8 protein-coding genes are annotated in these 10,385 nt (G+C 71.2%); 6 read left to right on the forward strand and 2 right to left on the reverse strand.

The window, feature by feature from the left end; genetic code table 11:
- Positions 1 to 260: 260 nt before the first annotated feature.
- From HW445_RS08780 to HW445_RS08790, 3 genes are all read left to right on the forward strand, one after another.
- Positions 261 to 2,081, forward strand: a complete 1,821-nt coding sequence (locus HW445_RS08780; protein WP_180220462.1) for an acyl-CoA dehydrogenase — start codon at positions 261 to 263, stop codon at positions 2,079 to 2,081.
- A gap of 115 nt (positions 2,082 to 2,196) precedes the next feature.
- A complete protein-coding gene (locus tag HW445_RS08785) occupies positions 2,197 to 3,492 on the forward strand; it encodes a M18 family aminopeptidase (protein WP_180220463.1) in 1,296 nt (431 codons plus the stop codon).
- Between the two features lie 80 nt (positions 3,493 to 3,572).
- Entirely contained in the window at positions 3,573 to 3,794 is a 222-nt protein-coding gene (locus tag HW445_RS08790; RefSeq protein WP_151773552.1) for a DUF6458 family protein, read from the forward strand.
- 76 nt (positions 3,795 to 3,870) lie between these two features.
- On the opposite strand, the gene HW445_RS08795 is transcribed toward HW445_RS08790, so the two are convergent.
- Entirely contained in the window at positions 3,871 to 5,694 is a 1,824-nt protein-coding gene (locus HW445_RS08795) for a thioredoxin-like domain-containing protein (RefSeq protein WP_180220464.1), read from the reverse strand.
- A 120-nt stretch (positions 5,695 to 5,814) separates the two neighbouring features.
- On the opposite strand from HW445_RS08795, the gene HW445_RS08800 reads away from it, so the two are divergent.
- Both HW445_RS08800 and HW445_RS08805 read left to right on the forward strand, forming a co-directional pair.
- Positions 5,815 to 6,318 carry an LURP-one-related/scramblase family protein gene (locus HW445_RS08800; RefSeq protein WP_180220465.1) on the forward strand — a complete coding sequence of 168 codons (504 nt, stop codon included), beginning with the start codon at positions 5,815 to 5,817 and terminating at the stop codon, positions 6,316 to 6,318.
- A gap of 313 nt (positions 6,319 to 6,631) precedes the next feature.
- The gene (locus tag HW445_RS08805) at positions 6,632 to 8,800 is read left to right on the forward strand and encodes a YncE family protein (protein ID WP_180220466.1); all 2,169 of its coding nucleotides are present in this window, start codon (positions 6,632 to 6,634) and stop codon (positions 8,798 to 8,800) included.
- A 63-nt stretch (positions 8,801 to 8,863) separates the two neighbouring features.
- On the opposite strand, the gene HW445_RS08810 is transcribed toward HW445_RS08805, so the two are convergent.
- Entirely contained in the window at positions 8,864 to 9,667 is an 804-nt protein-coding gene (locus HW445_RS08810; protein WP_180220468.1) for a carbon-nitrogen family hydrolase, read from the reverse strand.
- A 146-nt stretch (positions 9,668 to 9,813) separates the two neighbouring features.
- Here HW445_RS08810 and HW445_RS08815 point away from each other — a divergent pair.
- Positions 9,814 to 10,385, forward strand: a 572-nt coding sequence (locus tag HW445_RS08815) for a maleylpyruvate isomerase family mycothiol-dependent enzyme (RefSeq protein ID WP_180220467.1), incomplete at its 3' end; no start/stop codon positions are given.

The raw sequence follows: 10,385 nt of genomic DNA on the forward strand, positions 1-10,385 counted from the left end.
GCTGCTGCTCCTGCTCGGTGGCGGCCATTGCCTCATCGTGCCCCACGGAGGCCGGGCGGGGGCGTGGATCCCCCGGACGGGTGGCGGCCGGAAACCGCTCCCGGTGTTTTCCGCCCCCTTGGATCGTGGAACGCGTCCCGGGAGTATTCGGTCACAGATACCCAGACGGGGTTGCGGCTTATTACCGACGGGTAGCATCATCGTTGTTACTTGCCGGTAGACCGCCGGAATCCGCTACCTGATCCCTTACGGAGCCGTCGATGGGGCACTACAAGTCGAATCTCCGCGACATCGAGTTCAACCTCTTCGAGGTTCTCGGGCGCGACAAGCTGTACGGCACCGGCCCGTTCGCGGAGATGGACGTCGACACCGCCCGCAGCATTCTCGAAGAGGTCGCCCGCCTCGCCGAGAACGAGCTGGCCGAGTCCTTCGCCGACGCGGACCGCAACCCGCCGGTGTTCGACCCCACCACCAACACCGCGCCCGTCCCGGCGTCCTTCAAGAAGAGCTACCAGGCCTTCATGGACTCCGAGTACTGGCGCCTCGGCCTGCCCGAGGAGATCGGCGGCACCCCCGCGCCGCGCTCCCTGATCTGGTCCTACGCGGAGCTGCTGCTCGGCGCCAACCCGGCCATCTGGATGTACGCCTCCGGCCCGGCCTTCGCCGGCGTCCTGTTCGACGAGGGCAACGACGTCCAGAAGAAGATCGCGCAGATCGCCGTCGAGCGTCAGTGGGGCGCCACCATGGTGCTCACCGAGCCCGACGCCGGCTCGGACGTCGGCGCCGGCCGCACCAAGGCGGTCCAGCAGGAGGACGGCTCCTGGCACATCGAGGGCGTGAAGCGCTTCATCACGTCCGGTGAGCACGACATGTCGGAGAACATCCTCCACTACGTGCTGGCGCGCCCCGAGGGCGCCGGTCCCGGCACCAAGGGCCTGTCGCTGTTCCTCGTCCCGAAGTACGAGTTCGACTTCGAGACCGGCGAGCTGGGCGCGCGCAACGGCGTCTACGCCACCAACGTCGAGCACAAGATGGGCCTCAAGGCCTCCAACACCTGCGAGATGACCTTCGGCGACCAGCACCCCGCCAAGGGCTGGCTGGTCGGCGACAAGCACGACGGCATCCGCCAGATGTTCCTCATCATCGAGTTCGCCCGCATGATGGTCGGCACGAAGGCGATCTCCACCCTCTCCACCGGCTACCTCAACGCGCTGGAGTACGCCAAGGAGCGCGTCCAGGGCAACGACCTGGCCGGCGGCAAGGGCTCCCCGAAGGTCACCGTCACCCACCACCCCGACGTGCGCCGCTCGCTGCTCACCCAGAAGGCGTACGCCGAGGGCATGCGCGCCCTGGTGACGTACACCGCCTCGGTCCAGGACGCCATCCAGGTCAAGGAGGCGAACGGCGAGGACTCCTCCGCCGAGCACGCCCTCAACGACCTGCTGCTCCCGATCGTCAAGGGCTACGGCTCCGAGAAGGGCTACGAGCAGCTCGCCCAGTCGCTCCAGACCTTCGGCGGCTCCGGCTTCCTGCAGGAGTACCCGATCGAGCAGTACATCCGGGACTCCAAGATCGACACCCTCTACGAGGGCACCACGGCGATCCAGGGCCAGGACTTCTTCTTCCGGAAGATCGTCCGCACCGGCGGCGCCCCGCTGACCGCGATCGCCGAGGAGATCAAGTCCTTCATCGGCCAGAACATCGGCGGCGACGAGCTGGCCACCGCCCGCGAGCAGCTCGGCCGCGCGGCCGGCGAGCTCGAGGCGATCGTCGGGCAGATGCTGAACGACCTGATGGCCTCCCAGGAGGACGTCAAGAACATCTACAAGGTCGGCCTCAACACCACCGGCCTGCTGATGGCCGCCGGCGACGTCATCGTCGGCCACCTGCTGCTCAAGGGCGCGGCCGTGGCCGTCGAGAAGCTCCAGACGGCCACCGGCAAGGACGTGGCGTTCTACACCGGCAAGATCGCGGCGGCGAAGTTCTTCGCCAAGACCGTCCTGCCGGGCGTCACCCTCGCCCGCAAGGTCGCGCAGAACGTCGACCTGGAGATCATGGAGCTGCCCGAAGAGGCGTTCTGATCCTGGTCTCCCCCAGGTCCCCCGAGCGGTTCGGGATGCGGCAGGGCGGGGCGGTGCTTCGGCGCCGCCCCGCCCTGCCGTTCGACGCTCCCCGGCTGGATCTAGGCTGGCTCCCATGAGCGCACCAACCCGCTTCGACCGCGGCCACACCGACGACCTCATGTCCTACCTGGCGGCCTCCCCGTCGCCGTACCACGCGGTGGCCAACGCCGCCGAGAAGCTGCGGGAGGCGGGCTTCCGGCCGCTGTCGGAGACGGACGCCTGGGACGCCTCGGCCGGCGGGTGGTACGTGATCCGCGGCGGCGCGCTGATCGCCTGGTACGTCCCGGAGGGCGCCGCCCCGCACACCCCCTTCCGCATCGTCGGCGCCCACACCGACTCGCCCAACCTCCGGGTCAAGCCCCTCCCGGACAGCGGCGCGCACGGCTGGCGGCAGGTGGCGGTCGAGATCTACGGCGGCCCGCTGCTCAACTCGTGGCTCGACCGCGACCTGGGCCTGGCCGGCCGGCTCACCCTGCGCGATGGCTCCGAGCATCTGGTGAACGTGGACCGCCCGCTGCTGCGCGTGCCGCAGCTCGCCATCCACATGGACCGCTCGATCCACGCCGACGGCCTCAAGCTCGACCAGCAGCGCCACATGCAGCCCGTCTGGGGCCTGGGCGACGACGTCACCGAGGGCGACCTGATCTCCTTCCTGGAGGACGAGGCCGGTCTCGAGCGCGGCTCGGCCGTCGGCTGGGACCTGATGGTCCACTCCGTGGAGGCCCCCGCCTACCTGGGCCGCGACCGCGAACTGGTGGCGGGCCCGCGGATGGACAATCTGCTCTCGGTGCACGCCGGCACCGCCGCGCTGGCCGCCGTGGCCGCCCGGGGCGACCTGACGCACATCCCCGTGCTGGCCGCCTTCGACCACGAGGAGACCGGCTCGCAGTCCGACACCGGCGCCGACGGCCCGCTGCTCGGCACCGTGCTGGAGCGCTCGGTGCTGGCCAGAGGCGGCAGCCTGGAGGACCGGGCACGCGCCCTCGCCGGCACCGTCTGCCTCTCCTCCGACACCGGCCACGCGGTGCACCCCAACTACGCCGAGCGGCACGACCCGACGCACCACCCGCGCGCGGGCGGCGGACCCATCCTCAAGGTGAACGTCAACAACCGCTACGCCACGGACGGTTCGGGCCGCGCGGTGTTCGTGGCGGCCTGCGAGAGGGCCGGCGTGCCGTACCAGTCCTTCGTGTCCAACAACTCGATGCCCTGCGGCACCACCATCGGCCCGATCACCGCGGCCCGGCACGGGATCCGCACCGTCGACATCGGCGTGGCCATCCTGTCGATGCACAGCGCCCGCGAACTCTGCGCTGCCGACGACCCGTTCCTGCTCGCCAACGCGCTGGCGGCGTTCCTCGAAGGCTGACGGGGCCTGATCGACACATGGGCGGCATCCGCCCGGGTATCCGGAGTTGACGAAGAATCCTCACGAGAGAGGAACAACTCATGGGCCTGGGCGGATGCATCGTCCTGATCGGGGTGGGAGCGATTCTCACCTTCGCCACTGACTGGGAGATGAGCGGCGTCAACGTCGACCTGGTCGGCATCATCCTGATGCTGGTCGGCCTCATCGGAGTGGCGACCTTCACCAGCATCGCGCGGCGCCGCCGCGTGGTCATGCCGCCGACGACCCCGGTCGTCGAGGAGGAGCCCCGCCGTCACTACTGACAGGACCTGACAGGACCGGCAAGGGCCTGTCAGGACCTGACGGGGCTCCCCGGCGTCGGACGCGGCGTACGCGTCGTCACGCGTCCAGGCCGGCCAGCACCAGCGGCAGACGGGTCGCCCCGTCGGCCGTGAGACGGACCGGGACGCCCCAGTCCTGCTGATGCACGTGGCAGGCGGGGTACTCGTTCGCCGGGTCGTCGTCGCAGGACGCGGCCATCGCGGAGACGTGGAGCACGCCCTCCGGCACCTCCGGATCGAGCTCCAGCACCCGGGTGAGACCGGTGTCCGCGCCCGCGCCCGCGCGCAGCAGCTCCGGCGGGGTCGAGGAGACCAGCAGACGGGTCGACGGCCCGTAGCGGGTGTCCAGCTTCTGGCCCGCGGGCGCCTGGAAGATGACGTCGAGTTCCAGCCGTCCCGGAGCCACCTCGGTCGCCGCACGCTGCGTACGGTGCGCCACCGACTCCACCCGCACCGCCTCCTCCGGCAGCCGCAGCCGGGTCAGCCGGTGCCGCGCCGACTCGACGACCACGATGTCCTCGCCGGCCAGCACCGCGTCGCTGGGCTCGCGCAGATCGGTGGCGAGCGTGGTCACCTCGCCGGTGGCGGGGTCGAAGCGGCGCAGGGCGTGGTTGTAGGTGTCGCTGACCGCGACCGAACCGTCGGGCAGCGGGGTGACGCCCAGCGGGTGCTGGAGGAGCGCCTGCCCGGCCTCGCCGTCGCGGTGGCCGAAGTCGAAGAGTCCGGTGCCGACCGCGGTGCGCACGGCGCCGTCCTTCTCCACCCAGCGCAGCGCGCTGGTCTCGGAGTCCGCGAGCCACAGCCGCGCGCCGTCCGTGGAGACCGCGAGGCCGGAGGGCTGCGCGAACCACGCCTCACGGCCGGGTCCGTCGACCAGGCCCTCGTTGGTGGTGCCGGCGGTCACCTCGACCGTGCCGGCCGCCGGGTCCCACGCCCAGAGCTGGTGGACGCCGGCCATGGCGATCCACACCTTGCCCTGCCAGTGGGCGACGTCCCACGGCGAGGAGAGGCTGACCTCGCGGGCCGCCCCCTCGGTGGGCTCGCCCTGCATCCACTGCCGGCCGGTGCCGGCCACCGTGGTCACCTCGCCGGTGGACAGGTCCAGACGGCGCAGCGCGTGGTTGACGGTGTCCGCGACGACCACGGTGGTGTCGTCCAGCAGCGCGAGGCCCTGCGGCTCGCTGAAGAGGGCGCTCCCCGCCTCCCCGTCGGCCAGGCCACGCGAGCCGCCGCCGATCCGGCGCACGACCGTCTCGCCGTCCGCCTCCAGCTCCACCAGCTGGTGCCGGGTGGTGTCGCTGACCAGGAAGTTCCCGCTCGGCAGCAGCAGCGCCTTGCCCGGGAAGCGGAGGGTGGTGGGCTCCGGCTCCGGCGGCACGTACGGGCCGTCGCCGCGGCGCAGGGTGCCCTTGGCCTCGTGCTCGGCCTCCAGCTCCTCCACCAGCTTCTCGATGGCGTGCGCGTGGCCCTCGCCGGCGTGCTGGGCGACGACGTAGCCCTCGGGGTCGATCACGACCAGCGTCGGCCAGGCGCGGACCGCGTACTGCTTCCACGTCGCCAGCTCCGGGTCGTCCAGCACCGGGTGCTCCACGCCGTACCGCTCGACCGCGTCGACCACGGCCTGGTGCTCCGCCTCGTGGACGAACTTCGGCGAGTGCACGCCGATGATCACCAGGGTGTCCCGGTGCTTCTCCTCCAGCTCCCGCAGCTCGTCCAGGACGTGCAGGCAGTTCACGCAGCAGAAGGTCCAGAAGTCGAGGACGACGATGCGTCCTCGCAGGTCGGCGAGGGTGTACTGCTTACCGCCCGTGTTCAGCCAGCCACCCTTGCCGATCAGCTCGGGGGCGCGGACGCGGGCGCGACGGGGCGCGGAGTCGTTCATCCCTCAAGAGTGCCACGGGGGTCCCCGGGGGCCTGCCGGGCCCCGTCCGCCTCCTGCGGGCGGACCGCCGTTCGGTGTACTCACCGCGTCCCGGGCCGCTCCGTGGGGAACTCCACCCCCATGAGACTCGTGGTGCGCGAACGCTTGGTCGCCGTGGGCGACGACTACTGGATCGAGGACGAGAACGGCAACAAGGTCTACCTGGTCGACGGGAAGGCCATGCGGCTGCGGGAGACCTTCGAGCTGAAGCACGGCCGTACGGAGGAGGTGCTCCTCGTCATCCGCAAGAAGGTGGTCGCCCTCCGCGCGACGATGGCGATCGAGCGCGACGGCGAGCCGCTGGCCACCGTCCGCCGGAAGTCGCTGTCCCTGCTGCGGAACCACTACAAGGTCACCATGGCCGACGGCACGGAGCTGGACGTCAGCGGCAAGATCGCCGACCGCGAGTTCGCCGTGGAGCACCGGGGCGAACTCCTGGCGGTGATCTCCCGCCGCTGGCTGACCCTGCGGGACACCTACGGCATCGACGTGGTCCGCGACGACGCCGATCCCGCGCTGCTGGCCGCGGTGACGATCTGCGTGATCCACCTGGCGGAGAAGGAGCGCGCGGGCGGCGGCGAGTAGGGCCCCGGGCCGGCACCGCCCGGGCCGGCACCGCCCGGCCCGCCCGCCGCGGGCCCACCACCGCGGGCCCACCACCGCGGGCCCACCACCGCGGGCTCACCACCGCGGGAAGGAGGAGAGCGGTCGGGACTGTGGAGGTTCTGCAGGGAATCCCGCTGTTCTCTTGTCACAGGCACGTCATATGCTGCCCCCGGCAGTCGCGCCCCGCGTGCACCACGAGCCGCCCGAGCCACTCGACGGCGGTGTCACGCGTGTGTTGTCGCGCGACCTTCGTGCCCGGCGATCACCGGGTCCCTTGGGGGGTACACCACCTGTGCGCAGGCGCAGCATCTCCACCGCGACGGCTCTCGCCGTCCTCTTCAGCTCGGCGGCACTGACCGTCACCGCGGCCGGGACCGCCTCGGCCGCCGCCTCCGTCGCCGCACCCGGCGGCATGGTGGCCCACGCGGGCCTCCAGCGCGTCTTCGTCGCCGACCGCAGCGGCGGCGCGATCACCGTCGCCGACTGGTCCGGCGCCCTGATCAAGCGGGTCTCCGGCGTTCCGGGCGTCACCGGTCTGGTGCTCTCCGACGACGGCTCCACCCTGTACGCCGCGGCCGAGGGCAGCCACGAGGTCGTGGCCTTCGACGCGGGAACGCTCGCGGTCACCGGCCGCTGGACCATCGACACCACCGAGGGCCCCCGGGGGATCGCCTTCACCGCCGGCAAGGTCTGGTTCAGCTACGGCGACCAGTGGGACGGCAACCTGGGGTCGATCGACCCGGACTGGACCGCGCCGGAACCGCCGGTCGAGCCCACGGAGCCGCCCGTGGAGCCGACCGAGCCGCCCGTGGAACCCACGGAGCCGCCGGTCGAGCCGACCGAGCCGACCGAGCCGCCCGCGGAGCCCACGGAACCTCCCGTCGAGCCGCCGGTCGAGCCGACCGAGCCGCCCGTCGAGCCCACCGAGCCCACCGAGCCCACCGAGCCCACCGAGCCCGCCCCGGCGGAGTTCTCCGCGGCCTCCGAGGAGGACGGCCCGGTCAGGATGGGGCTCTCCCCGCACGGCTCCCTGTGGTACGACCCGGCCGACCTGGACACCGACCCCTCCTCGCCGGGTCTGCTGGCCATGGGCGAGGTCGGTATCAGCACCGGTTCCGTCTCGGTCCTGGACGTCTCCTCCGGCACGCCGGAGGTGGTCGCCCACCACGACGGCAACTACTCGCTGACCTGGGGCATCGGCGACATCGACCTGGTGCCGGGCGGCTCGCAGGTGCTCATCAACGGCAACAAGCGGCTGTCGTACGCGAACGGCACGTTCGCCGACGCCGGCGGCTACCCGGTCACCGGTTACCAGGCCGACGTCAACGGTGACGGCACCGTCGCCAACTTCGTCGACGACACCATCTCCGTCTACGCGCCCAACGGCACCCAGCCGCTGCGCACCCTCTCCGCCGGCGGCACCACCGCCGACGTGACCTGGGCCCCGGACGCGTCGCGGCTCTTCGCCCTCGTGGCGTCGAACGGGACCTACACCCTGAAGGCCTTCACCGGCCCCAAGCTCAACGTCCCGACCCTGACCGTCAGCGCCCCCTCCAAGGGCACCATCGGCACCAAGCTCACCGTCACCGGCAAGATCTCGGCGACGGTCCCGCTGCCGGCCGGGGTGAAGCTGACGGTCGCCCGCATCGACGTGTCCAGCCCCAGCGGCAAGGCGCTGCCGACCGTGACGGCCAAGGCGGACGGCACGTTCAGCTTCACGGACACGCCGCCGGCCGGCGGTGACGTGGTCTACCGGGTGACGTACGCGGGCGACGCCACGCACACCTCGGTGGTCAAGTCCGACACCGTGGTCGTCCCCCGCACCGCGACCTCGCTGACCCTGAACAACAACGGCAAGGTCTACACGTACGGCAAGGACGTCACGTTCACCGCCCACCTGGGCAAGACGTACTCCAACCGCACGGTGGAGATCTGGGCCAACCCCTACGGCTCGGACAAGCCGAACAAGCTGCTGAAGTCGGGCAAGGTCAACTCCAGCGGCAACATCTCCGCGGTCGTGGACATGAAGCGCGACACCACGGTGACCGCCGTGTTCAAGGGCGACGCCAAGTCCGCGCCCAAGACGGTCACGTCGGTCGGCTACGCCAAGGTCGCGATCTCCAACTCCGTCTCCGGCCACTACAAGACCGGTTACGTCGGCTCGCACAACTACTACTGGTTCCGCAAGACCAAGGCCCCGCTCGTCGGCACCACGATGAGCTACTACACGGGCCGCAAGGTGCGCTACGACGTGCAGGTCTACTACAACGGCACGTGGTACTCCGGCGGCTCGGAGTACTTCAAGCTGAGCAGCACCGGCAAGGTCACGGTGAACATGGGCGCCGCCGGCGAGGCCGGCATCAAGGCCCGGGTCCGGACGAACTACATCAACAACTCGTCCGGCGACAACGTCAACTCCACGACGTACGGCTCCTGGAAGTACCTGTACTTCACCAACTGACGCCGGCACGACGACGCCGTGTCCCGGACCTCCGGGGCACGGCGTCGCGCCGAGTACGGGGCCTCAGGCCGGGCGGGGCGGCGTGGGCAGGCCGAGGCGGCGGTCCTTGAGCGCGGGGAACTTCTCCCGGGTGTCCGCGACGACGCGGGCCGGATCGAAGTCGACGGTGAGGACCTCCTCCCCGTCACCCGCCTCGGCGAGCACCTCGCCCCACGGATCCACCACGATCGAGTGACCCGCCTGCGGAACTCCCGCGTGCGTCCCCGCCGTTCCACAGGCGAGGACGAAGCACTGGTTCTCCACCGCCCGCGCCCGGGCGAGCAGCGTCCAGTGCGCGCGGCGCCGCTCCGGCCACCCGGCCGGGACGACGAGCGTCTGCGCCCCGGCGTCGACCAGCCCGCGGAAGAGCTCGGGGAAACGGAGGTCGTAACAGGTGCCCAGCCCCAGCGTGATCTCCGGCAGCGCGACGGTGACCAGGTCGCCGCCCGCGCCCATCAGCACGGCCTCGCCCTGGTCGAAGCCGAAGCGGTGGATCTTCCGGTAGGAGGCGGCCAGTTCACCGGAGGGCGTGAAGACCAGGGCGGTGTTGAACAGCGTGCCGTCGTCCGAGCGTTCCGGGATCGACCCGGCGTGCAGCCAGACGCCGGCGTCGCGCGCCGCGGCGGACATGGCGTCGTGGGTGGGGCCCGTCAGCGGCTCGGCGCAGGCGTCGAAGTCCTCGAAGGCGAAGGCCCCGGTGGTCCACAGCTCCGGCAGGACGACCAGATCCGCTCCGGCCTGCCCGCGCACCAGCGCCGACGCCCGCAGACGGCGCTCCCCGACCGATTCGCCGTCGTCCACACGCATCTGGAGAAGAGAGGCGCGCACCGTACCACCGCCCTGACCGTCGAGTCCTCCACCCCGCTCTACGATCGTCACACGAAAGCTCTGCCGGGGTACCTCCCCGCAGCGTAACTTAGCTCTTCAAGACGCTGGCACTGCCCGAGAACCAACCGCCCGAGGGGTCCCGTTCCGTGAGTCTGCATCCTGCCCTTCAGCCCTACGCCGACGCCTGGACTCACTCGATCGAGGCGATATCCGAGCTGGTGCAGCCCCTCGTCGAGGGCGAGTGGAACCGGCGGACGCCGTGCCCGGGATGGTCCGTCCGGGACGTCGTGTCGCACGTGATCGGGCTGGACTGCGAAATGCTCGGGGACCCCCGCCCCATCCACTCCCTGCCGCGCGACCTGTACCACGTGACCACGGAGCACCAGCGCTACATGGAGATGCAGGTCGACGTGCGGCGGCACCACACGGCGCCGGAGATGACCTCCGAGCTGGAGTACACCGTGATCCGCCGCAACCGGCAGCTGCGGAACGAGACCCGGCAGCCGGACACCGTGGTGCGCGGTCACCTCGGGCGGGAGATCACCCTGGAGGAGTCGATGCGCCACCACGCCTTCGACGTCTGGGTGCACGAGCAGGACCTGCGCGCGGCGCTCGGCGTGCCGGGGAACTGGGACTCGCCGGGCGCGCTGGTCGCCCGCGACTACCTGCTCGACGCGCTGCCGGAGGTCGTCGCCGAGCGGGCGGGCGCGCCGCGCAG

The organism is Streptomyces sp. UH6 (assembly GCF_013421635.1).
Taxonomy (GTDB): domain Bacteria; phylum Actinomycetota; class Actinomycetes; order Streptomycetales; family Streptomycetaceae; genus Streptomyces; species Streptomyces abyssomicinicus.